The following is a 23,193-nucleotide window of genomic DNA, read 5'->3' as shown; positions in this document are numbered from 1 at the left end:
CCTCACGACCTCGCCGCGCATTCCGGATCGCTGTCGCGTTCAGCGGATCGTCAAGGGGCCGACGTCGAAATATGTTCTACCTCACATTAGCGATCATCGAAAGGAGTAGTCACATGGAACGCACGGCGCTACAGAACATCTTCGGCCAGTTCGCCAGCGGCGTCACGGTGATCACCTGCACAAACGCCGACGGTGAGCCGCACGGCGCAACCGTCACCGCATTCACGGCCGTCTCGCTCGAACCTCGCCTCTGCCAGGTCACCCTGACGCGCAAGTCCAAGGCCTGCGGGTACCTCACCGATGCACCATTCGCGGTGAACATCATGGCAGCCGATCAACTCGACATCGCAATGCATTTCGCCGGCAGGCCGGCCGACCCGGGACCCCGATGGGACGACGGGCCGACCGCACCGGTCCTGCAGGGCGCCGCCGCCACCCTCAGTTGCCTCCCATGGCGTAGCTACGACGGCGGCGACCACATCATCTTCATCGGCGAGATCGTCGACGCATCGTCGAGCGGGAAGTCACCACTGTTGTACTACCGCAGCACCTTTCACGATCTCGGCGAGCCGAGCGTGAACTCACTGTGGACGTTGTGCGCCGACGATCCGCATTCGGGATGGTTCGACTCGACCACCACGTTCACCCCGTTTCATCTGGCCGGAACCCGCACCGCCTGAACCGTTTTCATAACCAGTCACGATCGATCGATCAGAAAGAGGTATCAATCATGACCACTCTCGACGAGCGGCCCGACACCGACGCACCGACCACCAACCCGGCAGCCGACAGTGCGGCCAACAAGACGCGCAATTTCGCCTCCCGGCCGATGACTGGCGACGAGTACATCGAGTCACTCAAGGACGGGCGCGAGATCTGGCTACACGGCGAGCGCGTGAAAGATGTGACCACCCACCCAGCCTTCCGCAACCCGATCCGGATGACGGCTCGCCTCTACGACTCGATGCACGATCCGGCCACCCGCGACAAGGTGACCGCGCCCACCGACACCGGCAACGGCGGCGTGACGATGCCGTTCTTCAAGGCGCCCACGAGCTCGGCAGATCTGATCAAAGAACGTGATGCGATCGCCGAATGGGCACGGATGACCTACGGCTGGATGGGACGCTCCCCCGACTACAAGGCCAGCTTCCTGGGCACCCTGCATGCCAACAAGGATCTCTATGCACCGTTCGAGGCCAACGCCGAACGCTGGTATCGCGAGTCACAGGAAAAGGTCCTGTACTGGAACCACGCCATCATCAATCCGCCGGTGGATCGTCAGTTGCCGCCCGACGAGGTCGGCGACGTGTTCATGAAGGTGGAGAAGGAAACCGACGCGGGGCTGATCGTCTCGGGAGCGAAGGTCGTCGCCACCGGCTCGGCCATCACCAACTACAACTTCATCGCCCACTACGGGCTGCCGATCCGCAAGAAGGAATTCGCGCTCATCTGCACCGTGCCGATGGACGCACCCGGCATCAAACTCATCTGCCGGACCTCCTACACCGAACAGGCCGCGGTCATGGGCAGCCCGTACGACTACCCGCTGTCGAGCCGGATGGACGAGAACGACACCATCTTCGTCTTCGACAAGGTGCTCGTGCCCTGGGAGAACGTCTTCATGTACGGCGACGTCGAGCGCATCAACGCCTTCTTCCCACAGTCCGGCTTCCTGCCGCGCTTCACCTTCCAGGGCTGCACCCGTCTCGCGGTGAAACTCGACTTCATCGCCGGGTTGCTGATGAAGGCACTCGACGCCACCGGTTCCGGCGGCTTTCGCGGCGTGCAGACCCGGGTCGGTGAGGTGATCGGCTGGCGCAACCTGTTCTGGACGCTCACCGACGCGATGGCCCACAACCCCGAACCGTGGATCGGCGACACCGTGATCCCGCGCCTCGAATACGGCCTCACCTACCGGATGTTCATGATGCAGGGCTACCCGCGTATCAAGGAGATCATCGAGCAGGACGTCGCATCGGGCCTGATCTATCTGCCGTCGAGCGCCGCCGACTTCAAGAGCCCCGACGTGCGCCCGTACCTCGACAAGTACGTCCGCGGTTCCAACGGCATCACCGCGGTCGATCGGGTGAAGGTGATGAAGGCACTGTGGGATTCGATCGGTTCCGAATTCGGCGGCCGGCACGAACTCTACGAACGCAACTACTCGGGCAACCACGAGAATGTGAAGGCAGAGTTGCTGTTCGCCGCGCAGAACCGTGGTGGTGTGGAATCCATGAAGGGTCTCGCCGAACAGTGCCTGTCCGAGTACGACCTGGACGGCTGGACGGTCCCCGACCTCATCGGCAACGACGACGTCAGCTGGTTCGGGCGGTCGAGCTAGCCTCGCGCGGGTCGTCTCGGCTCCCGCGGACCGTCGACGGCCCGCGGGAACCGGGACGGCTCGCGCTGTCCGCCCCCGACACGGTCGCATACGTCCCGATGGACGGGTTTCATCTATCCGACCGCGTGCTCACCGACATCGGCCGCGGCGACCGCAAAGGCGCACCGGATACCTTCGATGCCGACGGCTTCGTCACGCTGCTCGAACGGATCACCGCGTGCGGCGACCGACCGGTGTACTGCCCCGACTTCGACCATGTCATGGGCGAACCGATCGCCGCGCGGCTCGTCGTCGTACCCACTGCCCGAGTGATTGTCGTGGAGGGCAACTACCTTGCTCTCGACAACCCGCCATGGTCCGCGGTGCGTCCGCTGCTACGCCGCCTCTACTACGTCGACGCGCCGGGTCCCCTCCGACGCGAACGGCTACTACGTCGCCACCGCGCCGCCGGCAAGGGCCTTGCCGATGCCGCCGCGTGGGTCGACTCCGTCGACGAACCCAACGCCCGGCTGGTCGCCGCGAGCAGGCACCGTGCAGATCTCGTCGTGGACGGCCAAGCCAACCACACGGAGGACTGACAGATACGCCGGAAATCACCCCCGCAGTTGACAGTTCCCCATGTGGATACCGATTCACATGGGGAACTGTCGCGGGCGTGACCCCGCTACCCGATTTCGACGAGCAGATCGCCCGGGGTGACCTGGGTGACCTGGCCGATGGCGACGCGGACGACCTTGCCGCCGACGGGCGCAGTGATGGTGGCCTCCATCTTCATCGCCTCGATGGTGCCGATGGCAGCGCCGGCGGCGACCTCGTCGCCGACGTCCACACTCAGCGACACGACTCCGGCGAACGGTGCGCCGATGTGGTGCGGATTGCCGCGATCGGCCTTCTCGGCCGCGGCGACCTCGGCATCGACGGAACGGTCACGCACCTGCACCGGACGTAGTTGTCCGTTGAGGATGCACATGACGGTGCGCATGCCCTTCTCGTCGGGTTCGCTGATCGCTTCGAGCCCGATCAGCAAGTCGACACCGGGTTCGAGCTCGACGCGGTGTTCCTCGCCGTAACGCAGCCCGTAGAAGAACTGGTTCGCCGACAGCCGGGAGGTGTCGCCGTAGGTCTCCTGGTGGTCGTCGAATTCCTTGGTGGGGCCGGGGAACAGCAACCGGTTGAGAGTGTGCTGGCGTTTCTGGCCGGGGGTGTCGAGCGCCTGCGAATCGTCGTCGGACAACTCGGCGGTGGCCGCCGCCTCGGCGCGGCCCTCCAACGCCAGTGAGCGTAGCGGTTCGGGCCAGCCGCCAGCGGGATCGCCGAGTTCGCCACGCAGGAAACCGATCACCGAGTCGGGGATGTCGTAGCCCTGCGGGTTGGCGGCGAACTCGTCGGCGGTGATGCCGCGGCCGACCAACGCCAACGCGAGATCGCCGACGACCTTCGACGACGGGGTCACCTTGATCACTCGACCCAGCATGCGGTCGGCGGCGGCGTAGGCCTCTTCAACGGCCTCGAACCGGTTGCCCAGTCCGAGGGCGATGGCCTGCTGTCGCAGGTTCGACAACTGCCCACCGGGGATCTCGTGGGTGTAGACCCGTCCGGTCGGCGCGGGCAGTCCGGACTCGAACGGCGCGTACACCTTGCGTAGCGCCTCCCAGTACGGCTCGAGGTCGCAGACGGCCTGCAGATCGAGGCCGGTGTCACGCTCGGAATGAGCAGCGGCGGCCACGATCGCCGACAACGCCGGCTGGCTGGTGGTACCGGCCAACGCCGCACTGGCGCCGTCCACGGCCGACGCCCCGGCCTCCCACGCCGCCAGATAGGTGGCGAGCTGCCCGCCGGGGGTGTCGTGAGTGTGCACATGCACCGGCAGATCGAAGTTGCTGCGCAATGCCGACACCAGCTTCGTCGCCGCCGGCGCCCGCAACAGCCCGGCCATGTCCTTGATCGCCAACACGTGCGCGCCGGCATCGACGATCTGTTCGGCCAACCGCAGGTAGTAGTCGAGGGTGTAGAGGTCCTCGTTCGGGTTGGCCAGGTCACCGGTGTAGGACATGGCGACCTCGGCGACCGCCGTGCCGGTCTCGCGTACCGCGTCGATGGCCGGACGCATCTGCTCGATGTTGTTGAGCGCGTCGAAGATCCGGAAGATGTCGATACCGGTTGCGGTGGCCTCGGCGACGAACGCGGTGGTCACCTTGGTCGGGTACGGGGTGTAGCCGACGGTGTTGGCGCCCCGCAGCAACATCTGCAAACAGATGTTGGGTACCGCTTCACGCAACTGCGCCAACCGATCCCACGGGTCTTCCTTCAGGAACCGCAACGCCACGTCGTAGGTGGCCCCACCCCAGCATTCCAGCGACAACAACTGGGGGGTCATCGCCGCCACATAGGGCGCCACCGCCATCAACCCGGTCGTACGGACCCGGGTGGCCAGCAACGATTGATGAGCGTCCCGGAAAGTGGTGTCGGTGACGGCAAGTCGTTTCGAATCCCGTAGATCCGCGGCAAACCCGGCCGGCCCCAACTCCAACAACCGCTGACGCGAACCGTCCGGCGGTGAGGCGAGGGTGGCGCGATCCAGCGTGGGCAGCTTGTCACGCGGATACACCTTCGTCGGACGTTCGCCGTGCGGCTTGTTGACCGTCACATCGGCCAGGTACGACAGGATCTTGGTGCCGCGGTCGGCCGAGCTGCGCGAGGTCAGCAGCCACGGACGATCCTCGATGAACGACGTCGTCACCCGGCCCTCGCGGAAGTCGACATCATCGAGCACCGCCTGCAGGAACGGGATGTTGGTGGCCACTCCACGAATCCGGAACTCGGCCACCGCACGCCGCGCACGGCGCGCCGCGGTCGCGAAATCCCGGCCGCGACACGTGAGTTTCACCAGCATCGAGTCGAAGTGGCCGGTCACCTCGGCACCGAGCACCGCACCGCCGTCCAGACGCACCCCGGCACCACCCGGACTGCGGTAGGCGGTGATGCGTCCGACGTCGGGCCGGAACCCGTTGGCCGGGTCCTCGGTGGTGATCCGGCACTGCATCGCCGCACCCCGAATCGCCAGAGTGTCCTGCGACAATCCGAGATCGTCCAGCGATTCACCCGACGCGATGCGCAGCTGTGAGCCCACCAGGTCCACATCGGTGATCTCCTCGGTCACCGTGTGCTCGACCTGGATGCGCGGATTCATCTCGATGAACACATGCTGACCGTTTTCGTCGAGCAGAAACTCGACCGTCCCGGCGCACGTGTAGCCGATGTGGCGGGCGAACGCGACCGCGTCCGAGCAGATCTTCTCGCGCAACTCCGGTGACAGGTTCGGCGCCGGCGCCAACTCGATCACCTTCTGATGACGACGCTGCACCGAACAATCCCGCTCGAACAGATGGATCACATTGCCGTGGGTATCGGCCAGGATCTGCACCTCGATATGGCGCGGATTGACCACCGCCTGCTCCAGGAACACCGTCGGATCCCCGAATGCCGCCTCCGCCTCCCGCGAGGCCGCCGCGATCGCATCGGCCAGATCCGCGATCTTCTCCACCCGACGCATACCCCGGCCACCACCACCGGCCACCGCCTTGACGAACACCGGGAACTGCATCGACTCGGCAGCCGCGAGCAACTCCGCCACATCGGCCGACGGCTCCGACGACGCTAACACCGGCAACCCCGCCGCCTTCGCCGCAGCCACCGCCGTCGCCTTGTTACCCGTCAGCTCCAACACATCCGCCGACGGACCCACGAACGTGATCCCCGCATCCGCACACGCCTGGGCCAAACCCTGATTCTCCGACAAGAACCCGTAACCCGGATAGATCGCATCCGCGCCACACCGCTCGGCCGCCGCGATCACCTCATCGACCGACAGATACGCGCGCACCGGATGACCCGGAGTACCGATCTGATACGACTCATCGGCCTTGAGCCGATGCACCGAATTCCGGTCCTCATACGGGAAGATCGCCACCGTACGGGCGCCGAGCTCATACGACGCTCGGAAGGCGCGGATGGCGATTTCTCCGCGGTTGGCCACCAGGACTTTCTCGAACACGCGTCTCTCTCTCGTCAGTGCGACGGAGCGCTCTCGCGACGACAATGTCGGGGGCGCACCGGTACCGCATTCAATCCACGCTGGGTGTCTCAGAGTACTGCGCGCGTGTTCTACGGCCGACGGCGCCCGAGGCAAACGCTCAAGACTACGCCTGAGACGCCGCGTTCTCACAATCATGCCGTTGACCTGTGCGTTTCCGGAAACATCACCGAGCAATCGCTCGGTATGGCAGCCCGGTTGCCGCATTCACGCAGACCGCTGGGAAGGTGGCGCAACATCGGTTCCGACGACACTGGAAGCGACGACCGAACGAAATATGGACCCACCTTCGGTGGGTCCGCCGATCCGGACCAAGCACCCACTCGATAGCGTGGACGCTCGGAGGTGTGTGGGCATTGAGTGCGATCAAGAGGCCGGTGGACGAGGACTCTGGCGCGCTCGTACCCGACCGCCACCCGCGCCTTGCTGTCACGATCCTGTGCGCCGCGGGCATCGTCGTCGCCCTGATGCAGACGATCATCGTGCCACTGATCCCGCAGCTGCCGACACTGCTGAATGCCGATCCCGGTGACACGACCTGGGCGCTGACCATCACCCTGCTGGCCGGTGCGGTAATCACGCCGATCGGCGGACGCCTGGGAGACATGTACGGCAAACGTCTGATGCTGGTGGCAAGCATGGGCTGTGTGGCCACCGGTTCGGCCGTGTGCGCACTGTCGGCGTCATTGCCCCCGTTCCTGGTCGGTCGCGCACTGCAGGGCCTCGGGTTCGGCACGATCGCCCTGGGCATCAGCGTCATGCGCGACATCGTCCCGCCGCGGCATCTCGGGTCGTCGGTGGGCACGATGAGCGCATCGCTGGGGATCGGCGGCGCCCTCGGCCTGCCCTTCGCGGCCGCGATCGCCCAGCACGTCAGCTGGCACGCACTGTTCTGGGCGTGCGCGGCCGCCGCGCTACTCGGCGCCGCCGGGATCGCGCTCACCGTTCCGGAGAGCCTGTCGCGCACCGGCGGCCGCTTCGACCTGCTCGGCGCCCTCGGCCTGGCCGCGATGCTGGTCTTCCTGCTGCTCCCCCTCTCGAAGGGATCGGAGTGGGGATGGTCGGCGCCGCTGACCATCGGCATGTTCGCGGCGTTCGTCGTGGTGGCCGTGGTCTGGTGGTTCGTGGAGCGGCGCGGCGCCAACCCGCTCATCGCTCTCGATGTCGCGACCGAACGGCCGGTGATGTTGACCAACATCGCATCGGTCGCCACCGGATTCGCCTTCTACTCGATGCAGCTGATCCCGATCCAACTCCTGATGGCACCGACGACCGGCCCCAATGGACTGGGTCTGGACATGTTCACCGCCAGCCTCGTACTGGCCCCCAGCGGAATCCTGATGTTCATCTTCTCCCACGTCTCCGCCCGACTGACCGCAGCATTCGGCCCACGGGTGTCGCTGGCCACCGGCGGCGCCGTCATCGCCGCCGGCTACGTGGTGTTCATCGTGGCGCTGACCGGCCCGTGGGCGATGAATTGGGGCGTCATGCTCGGCGTCGCCTGCCTCATCGGTGCCGGCCTGGGCGTTGCCTATTCCGCGATGCCGGCGCTGATCATGAGTTCGGTGCGCGTGGAACAGACCGGCGAGGCCAACGGCGTCAACGCGCTGATGCGGGTGGTCGGCACATCCACGTCAGCGGCGGTCGTGGGCATGATCCTCACATGGTCGATGATCTCGGTGCCCGCCGCCGATGGCACCGGAGTCGGTGTACCCACCGAATCGGGGTACCTGTGGGCGTCGGCGATCTCGCTGGGCGCGTGCGTGCTCGCCATCGTGCTGGCGCTCGCGATTCCACCCCGGAGGCCGATCTCAGTGCAGGACGTCTGACCAGTGACCGACCACCGAAACGAATTCGTAACGCGATCGTCGTAGCGTGACGCGGGTGTCCTCCAATGGGTCGTCATCCGATGCAGATTCCGTGCCGTCGGTGACCGTGATCGACAACGCCTTCGTGGTGACCGTGGACCCGCAGCGCCGAGAACTCGCCGACGCCTGCGTGGTTATCGAGGGGACGCGGATCGTCTCCGTCGGCGCTCCGCCGGCGCAGCTGCCCGCCGACGCGATCAGGGTGGACGGGCGCGGGTGCGTGCTCACCCCCGGGCTGGTCAACACCCACCACCACCTATACCAGTGGGTCACCCGCGGTCTCGCCGCCGACCACACGCTGTTCCAATGGCTCACCACGCTGTACCCGATCTGGGCCGGCATCGACGAGGCGGCGGTGCGCACCGCCGCCCTCGGTGGTCTCGCCCAACTGGCACTGTCCGGCTGCACCACCACCACCGACCACCACTACGTCTTCCCGGCCGAGGGCGGCGATCTACTGGGTGCCGAGATCGACGCCGCAACCACAGTCGGGCTGCGTTTCCACCCGACCCGCGGCTCGATGGACCTCTCGGAAAAGGACGGCGGTCTACCGCCGGACTCGGTGGTGCAGAGCATCGACGAAATCCTTACGGCCAGTTCGGACGCGGTGTCGCGCTGGCACGACCCCGCCGACGACTCGATGCTGCGCATCGCCCTGGCACCGTGTTCACCGTTCTCCGTCACCACTGATCTCCTGCGTGAATCCGCAACGCTGGCACGCGAACTCGACGTACGCATGCACACCCATCTGGCCGAATCGCTGGACGAGAACACCTACTGCCAGCAGCACTTCGGCTCCACCCCACTGCAATACATGGAGTCGGTCGGCTGGGTGGGCCACGACGTGTGGTTCGCCCACGGCATCGAGTTCGACGACGACGAGATCGGCCGGCTCGCCGCAACGTCCACCGGAGTGGCCCACTGCCCCACTTCCAACGCCCGGCTGGGCAACCGGATCTGCCGTACCCGCGATCTCGTCGACGCGGGTGTCCCCGTAGGACTCGGCGTGGACGGTGCGGCGTCCAACGAGTCGTGCCGGCTGCTCGAGGAAGCCCACCAGGCGGTGCTGATGGCCCGTGCCCGTGGTGGACCCACCGCCCTGACCACGCGCACCGCCATCGAGTTGGCCACGATCGGCGGCGCTCAGGTGCTCGGCCGCGCCGCCGACACCGGGTCGATCGAGGTGGGCAAACTCGCCGACCTGGTGCTGTGGGATCTGACGTCGGTGGCACACAGTGGAATCGACGACCCGGTCGCGGCGCTCGTGCTCGGCGCGATCCCGCCGATTGCCGCGAGCTGGGTGAACGGGCGACAGGTGGTCGAGCACAACATGTTACGGACCGTCGATGCCGAACGCATCGCCGCCGACGTGGTGCGCGAACATCGCCGACTGATCGAGAAGGCCGGGTGATGGACCTCAACACCATCGACCGCTACCGCTACGCCCGTACCCGCGAGGATCTGCGGCTCGGCCCGGGCGAGCGCGTGGTGGCCGGCGGCACCTGGTTCTTCTCCGAACCGCAGGTCGACGCCGACGGCATCGTGGACCTCACCACCATGGGTTGGCCGGCATTCGAGGATCTTCCCGATGACGGGCTGCGGATCGGCGCCACCTGCCCCATCGTCGAGATCACCAGGTTGCCCGCTCGATCGGCCTGGCGTGCGCAACCACTGTTCTCCGAGTGCGCCAACGCGCTCCTGGCCTCGTTCAAGATCTGGAATGTCGCGACCGTCGGCGGCAACATCTGTCGGTCGTTCGCCGCGGCCTCGATGGTCTCGCTGGCAGCGGGCCTCGATGCCACGGCCGTCATCTGGTGCCCCGACGGCAGCGAACGTCGCACCCCGGTGGCGGAGTTGATCACCGGCAACGGCACAAACTCACTCGGCGACGCAGAGATACTGCGCGCCATCGACATACCCGGCACCTCGATGCAATCGGTCACCGCGTTCCGCAAGATCGCGCTGGCCGAACTCGGCCGGTCGGGTGCGGTGGTGACCGGCCGTCGCGACGAGGACGGCACACTGATCCTGGTCGTCACCGCCGCCACCCTGCGCCCACATGTGATGCGTTTCGACGCGATCCCCACCATCGACGAACTCCACGACCGGGTCGTGGCTGCCGACGACTTCTACACCGACCCTCTCGGATCGGCGGATTGGCGACGCGCCACCTCGGCAGTGCTCGCCGAAGAGATCCGCGCCGAACTCGCCGGTGGGGTGACGGCATGAAGTTCTCCGTCAACGGCGACATGCACGACGCCACTCCGCGTCCGGGCCAGTGCCTGCGCACGCTCCTGCGCGACAACGCCCACTTCGAGGTGAAGAAGGGCTGCGATGCCGGCGACTGCGGCGCGTGTTCGGTGCTGGTCGACGACACCCCGGTGCACTCGTGCATCTACCCGGCGCAACGCGTCGAGGGACACACGGTGACGACCGTCACCGGGCTCGGTACCCCGGACGACCTCCATCCAGTGCAGCAGTCGTTCGTCGACAATTTCGGTTTCCAGTGTGGATTCTGCACCGCCGGCATGATCGTCACCGCGTCCACACTCGAGGCCGCCGATCTCGATGATCTGCCCCGGAAGATGAAGGGAAACATCTGTCGCTGTACCGGTTACCGTTCGATCCGCGACGCGATCACCGCGGCCGTGGCCCCGGCCGATGATCTCCGGAACCCCACCGACCCGTCCCCAGAGGCGGCTGAGGCGTGCATCGGCCGGTCGGTATCGCCACCGGCAGCCCGTCGCGTGGTCACCGGCACCGAACCGTACACGTTCGACGTCACCGTCGAGGGCCTCACCCATCTGCGTGTGCTGGGGTCACCGCACGCGCATGCGCGCATCGTGTCCATCGACACCACCGCCGCCGAGCGGGTGGACGGTGTCACGCTGATACTGACCCATGACAATGTCCCGCAGACAAGGTTTTCCACCGCTCGTCACGAGCATCGCGAGGACGACCCCGACGACACGATGATGTTGGACCCCGTCGTCCGGTTCGTCGGTCAACGGGTCGCGGCGGTCGTGGCCGAGACCGCAGCCGCGGCCGAGCGGGCCTGCCGACTCATCGAGGTCTCCTACGAGATCCTGCCGGCGGTCTTCGACCCCGGCGAAGCGCGTCGACCGGGCGCCCCGGCCATCCACCCGGACCGCACCGCGCTGGATCGGGTCAATCACGCCGATCGCAACGTGATCGCCGACTTCCACCACGGTTTCGGAGGGGACATCGATGCGGCACTGGCCGATTCGGCGGTCACGGTCTCGGGGACCTGGTCCACCGCCCGGGTCTCCCACGCTCAGCTCGAGACACACGGCAGCATCGGTTGGCTCGACGACGACGGTCGGCTGGTCATCCGGACCAGCACCCAGGTGCCGTTCCTGGTCCGCGACGAACTCGCGCACATCCTCGATCTCGCGCCGGAGCGGATCCGCGTCTTCAGCGCCCGCGTCGGCGGCGGATTCGGCGGCAAACAGGAACTGCTGACCGAGGACCTGGTGGCGTTGGCGGTGCTACGGACGGGCCGTCCGTGTGCCTATGAGATGAGCCGCAGCGACGAGATGACGCGCACCACCTATCGCCATCCGTTCCGGGTCGCCGTGGATCTCGGCGCCGACACCGACGGCGTGTTGACCGCACTGAAGATCGACGTGCTGTCGGACACCGGCGCCTACGGCAACCACGCGATCGGCGTGATGTTCCACGCCTGCGCCGAGTCGATCTCGGTGTACAACTGTCCGATCAAACGGGTCGACGCGGAGGTCGTCTACACGAACAATCCGCCGTCCGGCGCCTTCCGCGGTTACGGTCTGGGGCAGGTCATCTTCGCGATCGAGTCCGCGCTCGACGAGCTGGCCATCGAACTCGGCATCGACCCGTTCGACATCCGACGAATCAATGCAGTCCGCGACGGCGACCCGCTGCTGGCCGCCCACGCCGAGCCCGAACCCGATCTCGTCTACGGCAGCTATGGCCTCGACCAGTGCCTCGACCTGGCGCAGGCGGCACTCGATCGCGGCAACGGCGTCGAGCCGCCGGCCGGTCCGCACTGGCGGGTAGGTGAGGGAATGGCGCTCGCGGCTATCGCCACCATGGCCCCACGCGGGCACATCTCCCGAGTGCAGGTGGCCGTCGACCGGCACGGCGACTATCACGTCGGCATCGGGACGGCCGAATTCGGCAACGGCACCACCACGGTGCACACCCAGATCGTGGCCGCCACCCTGCAGACCGTCCCCGAGCGGATTCGGTTGCGACACGGCGACACCGACGCCGCCGACTACGACACCGGAGCTTTCGCCTCCGCCGGCACGACGGTGGCCGGCAAAGCACTGCACCGGGCGTGTACCAGTCTGCGGGAGAACCTGATCGGCGCTGCCGCCACCGTGGCCGACGCCGAACCCGACCGCGTGGTGCTCACCTCCGACGGCGCGCTGGTGGGTGACCGGATGGTCTCGTTCGAAGAGATGATCGATGTCCTCGATCCGGCCGCGGACCAGGTGACCGCCGACGGCGAGGAGACCGGGGACGTACGGTCGATTGCCTTCAACGTTCAGGCTTTTCGGGTCGCCGTCGACGTCCGGACCGGGGTGGTGCGCATCCTGCAGTCGATCCAGTCGGCCGACGCCGGTACGGTGATGAACCCGCAACAGTGTCGCGGGCAGGTCGAGGGCGGCGTGGCCCAAGCCATCGGATCGACGCTCTACGAGGAGATCATGCTCGCCGACGGGGTCCCGCTGACGGGTGTGTTCCGCACCTATCGGGTGCCGCAGATGGCCGATGTGCCGGTCACCGAGGTGTACTTCGCCGAGACGTCCGACGAGTTGGGTCCGTTCGGGGCGAAGTCGATGAGCGAGTCCCCGTACAACCCGGTTGCCCCGGCTATGGCCAATGCGATCCGACGTGCGATCGGTGTGCGGCCCTGCGAACAGCCGATGTCACGCGACCGGGTGTGGCGCCTGATCGACCGTGAGGTGGGTGGCACTGGTCGGCACGCGTAGCGGCGAGGACGGCACCACGCGTAAACGGGTGTCGAGAACCCGCAAGAACATCGTCGGCAACCTCGCGCTGTTCGGGCCGGCGTTCGTCGCCGCGATCGCCTACGTCGATCCCGGCAACGTCGCGGCCAACATCACCGCGGGCGCCCGCTACGGTTTCCTGCTGGTCTGGGTTCTGGTGCTGGCGAACGTGATTGCCATGCTGATCCAGTATCAGTCGGCAAAGCTCGGCATCGTCACCGGCAAGAGCCTGCCCGGGCTGCTGGGTGACCGTCTGAGCACCCGTCCGCGACTGGCGTTCTGGGTTCAGGCAGAAGTGGTGGCCATCGCCACCGACCTGGCCGAGGTGCTCGGTGGCGCCGTCGCCCTCCAGCTGTTGTTCGATCTGCCGCTGGTGCTGGGCGGGGTGATCGTGGGCGCGGTCTCGTTGACCGTGCTGCTCCTACAGAATCCGCGGCAGGAACGCACATTCGAGAAGGTGATACTCGGCCTGTTGGCAATCATTGTGATCGGTTTCCTGGCCGGACTGGTGGTCGATCCACCGCCGGCAAACGAGGTACTCGGTGGGCTCGTCCCGCGGCTGGACGGACCGGAGACCGTGCTGCTGGCAGCCGGTATGTTGGGTGCGACCGTAATGCCACACGCCATCTACGTGCACTCGGCGATGGTCATCGACCGACACGGGGTCACCCGGTCGGCGACGCGCCAACGACAACTGGTGCGGGTCACGCGCTGGGATGTCGTGGTGGCACTGATCGTCGCCGGCGCGGTCAACGTCGCACTGCTGTTGCTGGCCGCACAGAACCTGCGCGGCAAGGAAGGTACCGACACCATCGAGGGCGCCTACGACGCGGTCGCCGACGCCCTCGGATCTCCGATGGCAACCGCCTTCGCCATCGGACTACTGGCCAGTGGACTGGCGTCGACCTCCGTCGGATCGTCTGCCGGCGCGGCGATCATGGGCGGCCTACTGCACAGAGACATCCCACTGTTCATCCGGCGGGTGATCACGGTCATCCCGGCCCTGGTGGTACTGGCTCTCGGCGTCGACCCCACCTGGGCGCTGGTCATCAGTCAGGTGGTGCTGAGTTTCGGCATCCCGTTCGCGGTGATCCCGCTGGGCCGGTTCACCGCTGACCGGTCGTTGATGGGCGAGTTCGCCGACGGATGGCCCCTGCGGCTGACCGCGGGCATCGCGTCGGTGCTGATCGTGCTCCTCAACCTGACGTTGATCGGTTTGGTGGTGACGGGTGCCTGATCAGCCCCTCAGCAACCCCTTGGCCACATGCGTCACCTGGATCTCGTTGCTGCCCGCGTAGATCATCAGCGACTTCGCATCGCGCGCGAGCTGCTCGACCCGGTACTCGGCCATGTAGCCGTTGCCGCCGAACAGCTGTACGGCCTCCATCGCGACGTCGGTCGCCGCCTTCGAGGAGTACAGCTTCATCGCCGAGGCCTCGGCGAGGCTCAGTGGCTTGCCGGCCTGACCGCGTTCGATCGCGCTGAACAACATGTTCTGCACGTTGATCCGGGCCACCTCCATCTCGGCGAGCTTGAGCTGAATGAGCTGGAACTGGCCGATCTCCTGGCCCCAGAGCTTGCGGGTCTTGGCGTAGTCGATGGACAGACGTTGCGCCTCGTTGATGATGCCCAACGAGAGCGCGGCGATGCCGACGCGCTCGGCGGTGAATCCTGCCTTGGCGCCCTCACCGCCGCGGGTGTCGGCGCCGGTGTCCTCGGTTTCGCCGAGCAGACGATCCTTACCCAAGCGCACATTGTCGAAAAACAGTTCACCGGTCGGCGAACTCGTCATACCCATCTTCTTGAACGGCTTGCCCTGGGTGAGACCGGGCATGCCCTTGTCGAGGACGAACGAGAGCACTTTGCGATCGCGCATCGGGGTGTCGCTGCCGTCGTCGAGTTTGGCGAACACGACGATGGTGTCGGCGTAGGGACCGTTGGTGATGAACGTCTTCTGCCCGTTGAGCAGGTAGTCGTCACCGTCGCGGCGAACCGTGGTCTTCATGCCGCCCAGCGCATCCGACCCGGAATCGGGTTCGGTGATCGCCCACGCGCCCACCTTCTCCATCGTGACGAGTTCGGGCAGCCACCGCTTCTTCTGCGCCAGTGTTCCCTTGCCGCGGATCGTCGAGGCGGTCAGCCCCATACTGACGCCCATCGAACCGACCAGTCCGAGGCACACCCCGGCCAGCTCGATGTTGACGATCATGAACATCGACCCGGACATGCCACCGCCGCCACCGCCGCCCGACGGCTTCTCACCGGCCGCCTCTGCCGCGAGCTCCTTCTCCAACGCGTCCTTGGCCATCGCGTCGACACCGAAGGTCGCCAGCAGCTTGCGAGTGATGTCATACGGCGGCAGAACACCGGTCTCGAGTTCGTCGATGTGCGGCTTGATCTCCTTGTCGATGAACGCGCGCAACGCATCCCGCACCATCAGGTCTTCTTCGGACCACTCGAACATCGTCACAACTCCCCACCGCCGCGCCCGCCAGTACGGGCTGAACATGTTCCACTTTCCTGCCAGGTTACTGTGTCAGGCGTCACCCGGGTTGTAAAGGTACGGATTCCGAAATTCGTGTCTTGGGTCCGCTGTCCCGGCCGTCCGAGGCGAGAGTTGTCAGCGGTGATAGATCGTCGCCGGTCGGATCTCGACGCCGAAGAACTCCTCGGGGTCGGTACACAGCAGTGCCTGTGCAACCGGCATCGAGACGACGCACACGTCGGTATCGGCGCCATCGGTGACATACCACCGGTGGATCCGCTCCACGAACCGTGCGACGCTCTCCCCACCATGCGGGCGGGCGACCGGATCGGTGAACCAGGCGGCCAAGTCATCCGGGGTGATCTCGGTCGGCATCCGCCCCGTCCACCGACCGACATCAAGGGATCGGAGAGCTGGTGTCGTCACGGGTTGGATCTGCAACACGTCAGACGACTCGACCACCGCACGCTCGGGACCACCGGCAACACGGCCGGTGCCGATGGTCGCGGTGACCTCCGCGCGGAGTCCGGCCACGTCGCGTCGTCCACGATCGTCCAGAGATGCATCACCGCCGAACCGCACCGATCTGTTGGGGCCGGTGCGGCCGGCGGTGACGATCAGCATCGTCAGGCGTCGACCTGCGCGACGTGGGCGTCGGGGGATTCGTCGGAACCCGATCGCATGAGACGTCCGAGGAGTAGCGCGAAGAGGACGGTCAACACGGTCCACATGATCAGTTGATTGGCGATCGCATACACCCGGTAGTCGCCGATGACATCACCCGGGAAACCGGGGAACGCGATCTGCCCGGTGGCGTCGGACAGCGGGCCGGGCACCTCGTGGAACTCCGGGAGCAGCATGATCGTGACAGAGACCGCGACGAGATACGCGAGAGCCCCGAGCACGCCCGCGACGAGCCCGCCGAGCCGTGGCCGCAGCCACAACGCCAGGACCACCGCGACAACTGCGAACACCACCGACAAAATGGTGATCGTCAGGAATGCCGCGCTGCGCGCACCGATCGTGTCGTCGTCGCCCACCGCCGGCGGGTTGGCCGGATAGGCGAAGAACGGCACGGCGAACACCGCGACGAACCCGATCGCGCCCAGCGCCACGGCGGCCATCCGCGGGTCCGTGGCCGGGTGACGACGGCCGAGGTAGGCCCACAGCACGGTGAACGCGACCGCGAAGAACGCGCCCATGCAGACCGCGAACACAATGGTTCCGATCCCGGCACCCACGTTCTCCTGGATCGAGCGCGAGAAGATCTCGCCGTGCTCGTGGCCACCGTGCTCACCGGCGAGCATTTCCTCGGCGTGGGAGCGTCCCTCTTCGTAGTCGATCGCCTCGACCACCAGGGGTTCGATGAACAGCCGCGCGAAGATGAACGCGACGATGCCGGCGACCAGGCCCGAGAGCAGGCCTGCGCCGATGAATTTCTTCTCCATGTTCGGTTGTCTCCTACCAGTGGCGATCAGTGGCAAGGGAAACCGAGGAAGTGCCTGGCGTCGTGCACGAATTCGTGCACGTGGGTGTCGGAACCGAAGACGCTCACCGCGCCCTGGTCGTACCCGAGGAAGTAATAGGCCAGCCCGGCGAGCAGCACGGTGAGGCTGAGCCACAGCGCCGCGCTGGCCGCGGAGACATTGGGTACCGCAAGGCTCGGCGCGGCCACTGCGCGGGCCGATGATGAGTGCGTGGAGGCGGTCATGGTGGTCCTTTCTGGGATTGCGCGTCCCATCCGTTGGCGAACACACACCAGGCGGCATTCTGGCTCTCCCGCCGCCGATGGCCTCGGTGGCCGTACTGCGACGGGATCACAGCGGCGCGACCGCTCCGGACTCTCACCGGATTCCCCGCGCACTGGTGTGTGATGACTGTACTACCGGCGTTGTCGGACGTGTGGTGGATGATGGCAGAGTGCCCCGCAAGACGTCCGTACTCGACCGCTTCACCGCCCCCACCCGGCGGTGGTTCGACGGCGCGTTCGAGGAACCGACCGCGGCGCAGACCGGCGCGTGGGCCTCCATCGCCGACGGCAACAACACCCTGGTCATCGCGCCCACCGGCTCCGGCAAGACACTGTCGGCATTCCTGTGGGCGCTGGATCGCCTCGCCGCCCGACCCGACCGGAAGCGCGGGACACGTGTCGTCTACATATCCCCCCTCAAAGCGCTCGCGGTCGATGTCGAACGCAATCTGCGCGCTCCACTGACCGGCATCACCCGGGCGGCGCAGGAACTCGGTGAGCCCGAACCGGCGATCACCGTCGGGGTGCGCTCGGGCGACACCCCCGCCGCCGAGCGCCGGGCCCTGGTCAAAACTCCGCCGGACATCCTGATCACCACCCCCGAATCGCTCTTTCTGATGCTCACCTCGGCCGCCCGCGAGACACTCACCGACGTCGAGGTGGTGATCGTCGACGAGGTGCACGCCGTCGCGGCCACCAAGCGCGGTACCCATCTCGCGCTCTCCCTCGAGCGGCTCGACGAACTGCTCGACCGGCCAGCTCAGCGCATCGGACTGTCGGCGACGGTCCGTCCACCCGAGGTCGTGGCGGAGTTCCTCAGCGGCAGCGCTCCGTGCACGGTGGTCCGTCCCAAGGCGGCCAAGACCTTCGATCTGCGGGTCGACGTGCCCGTCGAGGACATGGCCAACATCCCGCCACCACCGGACACACCTGCCGGCGAAGACCTCGACGACGCGTTCTCCCCCACCGCCGGGTCGCTGTGGCCCTACGTGGAGTCGTCCATCGTGGACCTCATCGAGAAGAACCGCGCGACCATCGTGTTCGCCAATTCGCGGCGACTGGCCGAGCGGCTCACCGCCCGCCTCAACGAGATCCACGCCGAGCGCACCGGAAATGTGCCGAATCCGTCCGCCAACCCCACCGTCGCCGGCGGTGCTCCCGCGTACATCATGGCCAGCGGCGCCAGCGGTGGCGCCGCCCCGATCCTGGCCCGCGCGCATCACGGTTCGGTCAGCAAGGAACAGCGCGCCGAGATCGAGGACGACCTCAAGGCCGGACGCCTGCCGTGCGTGGTGGCGACCAGCTCGCTGGAACTCGGCATCGACATGGGCGCGGTGGACCTCGTGGTGCAGGTCGAAGCCCCGCCGTCGGTGGCCGGCGGACTCCAGCGCATCGGCCGCGCGGGCCATCAGGTGGGTGAGATCTCGCAGGGGGTGCTCTACCCCAAGCACCGGACCGACCTGATCCATTGCACGGTGACCGTGGAACGGATGCTCGACGGCGCCATCGAGGCACTACGGGTACCGCAGAATCCCCTCGACATCCTCGCCCAGCAGACCATCGCGGCCGCCGCGGTCGACGACCTCGACGTGGACGAATGGTACGACCTCGTCCGCCGCGCCGCGCCCTACCGCGAGCTCGGCCGCCAGGTGTACGAGGCGACCCTCGACCTGATCTCCGGACGCTTTCCCTCCGACGAGTTCGCCGAACTACGGCCCCGCGTCACCTGGGACCGGGATGCCGGGACACTCGTCGGACGCCGCGGGGCGCAGCGATTGGCGGTCACCTCCGGCGGGTCGATCCCCGATCGCGGACTGTTCGGCGTGTTCATGGTCGGCGAGAAGTCGACCCGCGTCGGCGAACTCGATGAGGAGATGGTCTACGAGTCGCGCGTCGGGGATGTCTTCGCGCTCGGTGCCACGAGTTGGCGCATCGAGGACATCACGCACGACCGGGTGCTGGTGTCACCGGCCTACGGCCAGCCCGGCCGGTTGCCGTTCTGGATCGGCGACACGATCGGTCGCCCCGCCGAACTCGGTGCGGCGATCGGCAAGTTCACCGGGGCGGTGGCCGATCCCGACACATTGGCCGAACACGCGCACCGGCTCGGGCTCACCGACAATGCCCGACAGAACCTCGCCGCCCTCGTCGCCGAACAGCAGGAGGCCACCGGCCACCTGCCCACCGACCGCACATTGGTGGTGGAACGTTTCCGCGACGAACTCGGCGATTGGCGCCTGATTCTGCACTCGCCCTACGGATTGCGCGTGCACGCACCGTGGGCCAGTGCGATCTCGGCACGATTGTTGCAGACACTCGGCCTCGAAGGCGCCACCACGGCCTCCGACGACGGCATCATCGTGCGGCTGCCCGACACCGACGACGACCCGCCGGGCGCGTCGGTCTTCGTCCTCGATCCCGATGAGATCGAGCAGTGGGTCACCGACGCTCTCGCCGACTCGTCGATGTTCGCCTCCCGATTCCGCGAATGTGCAGCGCGTGCCCTGTTGCTACCCAAACGCGACCCCGGCCGTCGCGCCCCACTCTGGCAGCAGCGTCAGCGCAGCGCACAATTGCTCTCCGTCGCTTCACAATTCCCCGACTTCCCGATCATCCTGGAGACGGTGCGAGAGTGTCTGCAGGACGTCTACGACCTTCCTGCGCTCACCGACCTGCTCACCCGAATCCGCCAGCGGCGGGTCCGAGTCGTCGAGACCGAGACCGCAAGCCCCTCCCCGTTCGCCGCATCGATGCTGTTCGGCTACATCGGGGCGTTCCTCTACGCCGACGACGCACCGCTGGCCGAACGCCGGGCCGCCGCGCTCTCGTTGGACACCAGCCTGCTCGCGCAACTGCTCGGCCGCGTCGACTTGCGCGAGCTGCTCGATCCCGGCGTGATCGCCGAGGTGACCGCACGCCTGCAGCGCACCGTTGCCGAGCGTCAGGCCCGAGATGCCGAGGACATCGTCGACCTGTTGCGCTGGCTCGGTCCTCTCGACACCGCTGACGTCGATGCACGCTATCGCGGCGAAACACCCGCGATCGATCAGCTGACCGAGTTGCACCGATCCGGCCAGATCATCTCGATCACCCATCGTGGCCGAGCGCTGTGGGCGTCGATCGACGACACCGCCCGATTGCGTGACGGTCTCGGCGTTCCGGCCCCGCTGGGCATTCCGGCGGCCTTCCTGCAACCGGTGGGTGATCCGGTGGGGGATCTGGTGAGCCGATATGCACGGACGCACGGCCCGTTCACCGTCACCGAGGCCGCCGATGCACTGGGCATGGCGGTCGGGGTCGTCCGCGACACTCTCATCCGGCTGGCCGCCGACCGTCGGGTCATCGAGGGGGATTTTCTCCCTGAGGCCCAGGAGACAGAGCAGGGCACGGAAACCCGGACCGGCGCACCGCACGCGACCCAGTGGTGCCATGCCGATGTGCTCGGTCAGATCCGTCGCGGTTCTCTGGCGGCGAGCCGCGCCGAGGTCGCGCCGGTCGACCACGAGACCCTCACCCGCTTCACCGCGTCCTGGCAGCATGTCACCCCTGAGGAACAACTCCGCGGCGTCGACGGGGTGGCGACGGTGATCGACCAGTTGGCCGGCTACCCGCTGCCCGCCTCGGCGTGGGAATCGGTGGTCCTACCCGCCCGCGTCACCGACTACAGTCCGGCGATGCTCGACGAATTGCTCAGCTCCGGCGAGGTGATCTGGTCCGGGCACGGCCGTATCGGTGGGTCGGACGGCTGGATCGCCCTGCATCCGGTGGAGGTCGCACCGCTCACGTTGGCTCCCGCCGACGAGATCGACACCACCGGAGTGCACGACCGACTCACCGCGGCACTGGCCCCCGGCGGCGCGCTACGGTTCGGCAAGCTTGCCGAGTCGGTGTCCTCCGACGGCACCGTGTCCGCCGCCGATATCGAGGCCGCCCTCTGGGATCTGGTGTGGGCAGGTCAGGTGAGCAATGACTCGTTCGCTCCGGTGCGCGCGATGTTGGCACCGCGGCGCACCTCGTCGTCGCCGCGATCGGCACCGGCCCACCGGGCCCGTGGACGCGCGCCGCGACTTCGGGCGCAGCGGCTGTCCACCCGCTATCTCACCGAACACGGTGCCGGCCAGAGTGTCCCGCCCACCGCCGGTGGCCGCTGGGTGGTTCCCGACCGTATCACCACCGACCCGACGGTGGCCACGCAGGCGCTGTGCGATCAGCTGCTCGCGCGCTATGGGGTCATCACGCGCGGAAGTGTCACCAACGAAGACATTGTCGGCGGGTTCTACCGGATCTACAAGGCCCTCACCGTGTTCGAGGACAACGGTCAGGTCCGGCGCGGCTACTTCGTCGACGGCCTGGGTGGTGCGCAGTTCGCTTCGACCGCAACCATCGACGAATTGCGTCGCCACGCCCTCGACGATCGGCGCACCCCACCGGCGATCGTGCTGGCGGCCACAGATCCGGCCAATCCGTTTGGCGCCGCTTTGGGTTGGCCGACGACCCGCGCCGAGGACGGCCGACACCGCCCGGGTCGCAAACCAGGCGCCATGGTGGTCATGGTGGGCGGCGAACTCGTCGTGTACGTCGAACGAGGCGGCAAGACCCTGCTGACGTTCACCGAATCGCTTCCCGCTCTGCAGACCGCCGCCGGCGCTCTCGCCGAGATCGTCCGCTCGGGCCGCGTGGCTCGGCTCATGATCGATCAGGTCGACTCCGAGCCCGTGCTGACCTCGGATTTCGGCCGAATCCTGATCGAGGCCGGATTCGCCACCACACCGCGCGGTGTTCGCATGCGCTACGGCAGGCATGCCTGAGGGCGACACCGTCTTCGCCGCCGCCGCACGACTGCGGGCGGCGCTCGACGGTCAACGGCTGACGCGGACACAGTTCCGGATACCGTCGCTGGCCACCGCCGACCTGACCGGCCGAACGGTCACCTCGGTCCGATCGGTGGGCAAACATCTCCTCATCGATGTCGGCGGATCCGATGACGACGACTCGGGACTCGCCAGGGTCAGTCTGCATTCGCACCTGAAGATGGAGGGCGCCTGGCATGTCCACCCCATCGGCACGAAATGGCGTCGTCCCGGGTACCAGGCACGGGTCGTGTTACGTACCGCGACGCACGAAGCCGTCGGTTTCGACCTCGGCATCCTGGAGCTCACCGAGACCCCCGATCAGGACCTTGCCTACCTGGGACCGGACTTGCTGAGCGCCGAGTGGGAGCCCACCGAGGCCATCCGCCGCATCGAGGCCCGCGCCGATGAGCCGATCGGAACCGCGCTCCTCGACCAGCGGCTCGTCGCGGGCATCGGCAACGTCTATCGAAGCGAGCTGTGCTTCCTTCGCAGGGTGCTGCCCACCCGACCGGTGCGCGAAGTCGACGTCACGGCCATGGTCGACCTGGCCCGCCGGGTGTTGTGGGCCAACCGGCTGCGGACGGCCCGGACCACGACCGGCCAGACCGCGCCCAATGCACGCATGTGGGTTTACGGTCGGCGCGGCCAACTGTGTCGCAGATGTGGTTCGCCGATCGAGCGAGACCAGCTCGGCTCGATCGGCGAGGATCGCGTGATCTACTTCTGCCGACAGTGTCAGTCATGACGCTTGCCAGACACCGTTCACCGTCCGACAGGAAGTGTTT

The 23,193-nt window shown here is 67.0% G+C and carries 15 protein-coding genes and 1 riboswitch; of the genes, 10 read left to right on the top strand and 5 right to left on the bottom strand.

The window, feature by feature from the left end; genetic code table 11:
- Positions 1 to 113 precede the first annotated feature (113 nt).
- From OSB52_RS12725 to OSB52_RS12715, 3 genes are all read left to right on the top strand, one after another.
- Positions 114 to 680, top strand: coding sequence for a flavin reductase family protein (locus tag OSB52_RS12725; protein WP_235723864.1), 567 nt, complete (start codon positions 114 to 116; stop codon positions 678 to 680).
- 50 nt (positions 681 to 730) lie between these two features.
- The gene (locus tag OSB52_RS12720; RefSeq protein ID WP_235723865.1) at positions 731 to 2,344 is read left to right on the top strand and encodes a 4-hydroxyphenylacetate 3-hydroxylase family protein; all 1,614 of its coding nucleotides are present in this window, start codon (positions 731 to 733) and stop codon (positions 2,342 to 2,344) included.
- Positions 2,345 to 2,442: 98 nt separating this feature from the next.
- Positions 2,443 to 2,922: a nucleoside/nucleotide kinase family protein gene (locus OSB52_RS12715; RefSeq protein ID WP_308191705.1), complete on the top strand. Its 480-nt coding sequence runs from the start codon at positions 2,443 to 2,445 to the stop codon at positions 2,920 to 2,922.
- Positions 2,923 to 3,008: 86 nt separating this feature from the next.
- Here the strand turns inward: OSB52_RS12715 and OSB52_RS12710 are convergent, their stop codons facing one another.
- Entirely contained in the window at positions 3,009 to 6,398 is a 3,390-nt protein-coding gene (locus OSB52_RS12710; protein ID WP_235723866.1) for a pyruvate carboxylase, read from the bottom strand.
- A 416-nt stretch (positions 6,399 to 6,814) separates the two neighbouring features.
- On the opposite strand from OSB52_RS12710, the gene OSB52_RS12705 reads away from it, so the two are divergent.
- The 5 genes from OSB52_RS12705 to OSB52_RS12685 all read left to right on the top strand — a co-directional run bounded on the left by OSB52_RS12705 (position 6,815) and on the right by OSB52_RS12685 (position 14,557).
- Positions 6,815 to 8,266, top strand: a complete 1,452-nt coding sequence (locus OSB52_RS12705) for an MFS transporter (protein ID WP_235723867.1) — start codon at positions 6,815 to 6,817, stop codon at positions 8,264 to 8,266.
- A gap of 91 nt (positions 8,267 to 8,357) precedes the next feature.
- Positions 8,358 to 9,716, top strand: coding sequence for an 8-oxoguanine deaminase (locus OSB52_RS12700; protein WP_235723900.1), 1,359 nt, complete (start codon positions 8,358 to 8,360; stop codon positions 9,714 to 9,716).
- Positions 9,716 to 10,534, top strand: coding sequence for an FAD binding domain-containing protein (locus OSB52_RS12695; RefSeq protein WP_235723868.1), 819 nt, complete (start codon positions 9,716 to 9,718; stop codon positions 10,532 to 10,534). Before OSB52_RS12700 ends, OSB52_RS12695 begins: the two co-directional genes overlap by 1 nt.
- Positions 10,531 to 13,302, top strand: a complete 2,772-nt coding sequence (locus OSB52_RS12690) for a molybdopterin-dependent oxidoreductase (protein ID WP_266062023.1) — start codon at positions 10,531 to 10,533, stop codon at positions 13,300 to 13,302. Before OSB52_RS12695 ends, OSB52_RS12690 begins: the two co-directional genes overlap by 4 nt.
- Positions 13,280 to 14,557, top strand: a complete 1,278-nt coding sequence (locus OSB52_RS12685; protein ID WP_266062022.1) for an Nramp family divalent metal transporter — start codon at positions 13,280 to 13,282, stop codon at positions 14,555 to 14,557. The genes OSB52_RS12690 and OSB52_RS12685 overlap by 23 nt, the downstream gene beginning before the upstream one ends.
- Here OSB52_RS12685 and OSB52_RS12680 read toward each other — a convergent pair whose 3' ends face one another.
- The 4 genes from OSB52_RS12680 to OSB52_RS12665 form a co-directional block, all read right to left on the bottom strand.
- Positions 14,558 to 15,784, bottom strand: a complete 1,227-nt coding sequence (locus OSB52_RS12680) for an acyl-CoA dehydrogenase family protein (protein WP_235723870.1) — start codon at positions 15,782 to 15,784, stop codon at positions 14,558 to 14,560. It abuts the gene before it with no gap.
- A 156-nt stretch (positions 15,785 to 15,940) separates the two neighbouring features.
- Entirely contained in the window at positions 15,941 to 16,429 is a 489-nt protein-coding gene (locus OSB52_RS12675; RefSeq protein WP_266062020.1) for a histidine phosphatase family protein, read from the bottom strand.
- Positions 16,430 to 16,431: 2 nt separating this feature from the next.
- Complete coding sequence (locus OSB52_RS12670) at positions 16,432 to 17,253, bottom strand: CbtA family protein (RefSeq protein WP_266062019.1); 822 nt, start codon at positions 17,251 to 17,253, stop codon at positions 16,432 to 16,434.
- Positions 17,254 to 17,279: 26 nt separating this feature from the next.
- Entirely contained in the window at positions 17,280 to 17,516 is a 237-nt protein-coding gene (locus OSB52_RS12665; protein WP_235723873.1) for a CbtB domain-containing protein, read from the bottom strand.
- 32 nt (positions 17,517 to 17,548) lie between these two features.
- Positions 17,549 to 17,688, bottom strand: a riboswitch (cobalamin riboswitch).
- A gap of 37 nt (positions 17,689 to 17,725) precedes the next feature.
- Here OSB52_RS12665 and OSB52_RS12660 point away from each other — a divergent pair.
- Both OSB52_RS12660 and OSB52_RS12655 read left to right on the top strand, forming a co-directional pair.
- Positions 17,726 to 22,363 carry an ATP-dependent helicase gene (locus OSB52_RS12660; RefSeq protein WP_266062016.1) on the top strand — a complete coding sequence of 1,546 codons (4,638 nt, stop codon included), beginning with the start codon at positions 17,726 to 17,728 and terminating at the stop codon, positions 22,361 to 22,363.
- A complete protein-coding gene (locus OSB52_RS12655) occupies positions 22,356 to 23,153 on the top strand; it encodes a DNA-formamidopyrimidine glycosylase family protein (protein WP_266062014.1) in 798 nt (265 codons plus the stop codon). Before OSB52_RS12660 ends, OSB52_RS12655 begins: the two co-directional genes overlap by 8 nt.
- Positions 23,154 to 23,193: the final 40 nt, after the last annotated feature.

Origin of the sequence: Gordonia aquimaris, assembly GCF_026262595.1 — a bacterium.
Taxonomy (GTDB): Bacteria; Actinomycetota; Actinomycetes; order Mycobacteriales; family Mycobacteriaceae; genus Gordonia; species Gordonia tangerina.
Note: the sequence above shows the minus strand (reverse complement) of the source record. Positions and strands in the feature narration are given on the sequence as shown.

Coding starts and splice junctions, on each gene's coding strand:
- OSB52_RS12725 (WP_235723864.1), top strand. CDS start 114: ATGGAACGCACGGCGCTACAGAACATCTTCGGCCAGTTCGCCAGCGGC.
- OSB52_RS12720 (WP_235723865.1), top strand. CDS start 731: ATGACCACTCTCGACGAGCGGCCCGACACCGACGCACCGACCACCAAC.
- OSB52_RS12715 (WP_308191705.1), top strand. CDS start 2,443: ATGGACGGGTTTCATCTATCCGACCGCGTGCTCACCGACATCGGCCGC.
- OSB52_RS12695 (WP_235723868.1), top strand. CDS start 9,716: ATGGACCTCAACACCATCGACCGCTACCGCTACGCCCGTACCCGCGAG.
- OSB52_RS12690 (WP_266062023.1), top strand. CDS start 10,531: ATGAAGTTCTCCGTCAACGGCGACATGCACGACGCCACTCCGCGTCCG.
- OSB52_RS12680 (WP_235723870.1), bottom strand. CDS start 15,784: ATGTTCGAGTGGTCCGAAGAAGACCTGATGGTGCGGGATGCGTTGCGC.
- OSB52_RS12675 (WP_266062020.1), bottom strand. CDS start 16,429: ATGCTGATCGTCACCGCCGGCCGCACCGGCCCCAACAGATCGGTGCGG.
- OSB52_RS12670 (WP_266062019.1), bottom strand. CDS start 17,253: ATGGAGAAGAAATTCATCGGCGCAGGCCTGCTCTCGGGCCTGGTCGCC.
- OSB52_RS12665 (WP_235723873.1), bottom strand. CDS start 17,516: ATGACCGCCTCCACGCACTCATCATCGGCCCGCGCAGTGGCCGCGCCG.
- OSB52_RS12655 (WP_266062014.1), top strand. CDS start 22,356: ATGCCTGAGGGCGACACCGTCTTCGCCGCCGCCGCACGACTGCGGGCG.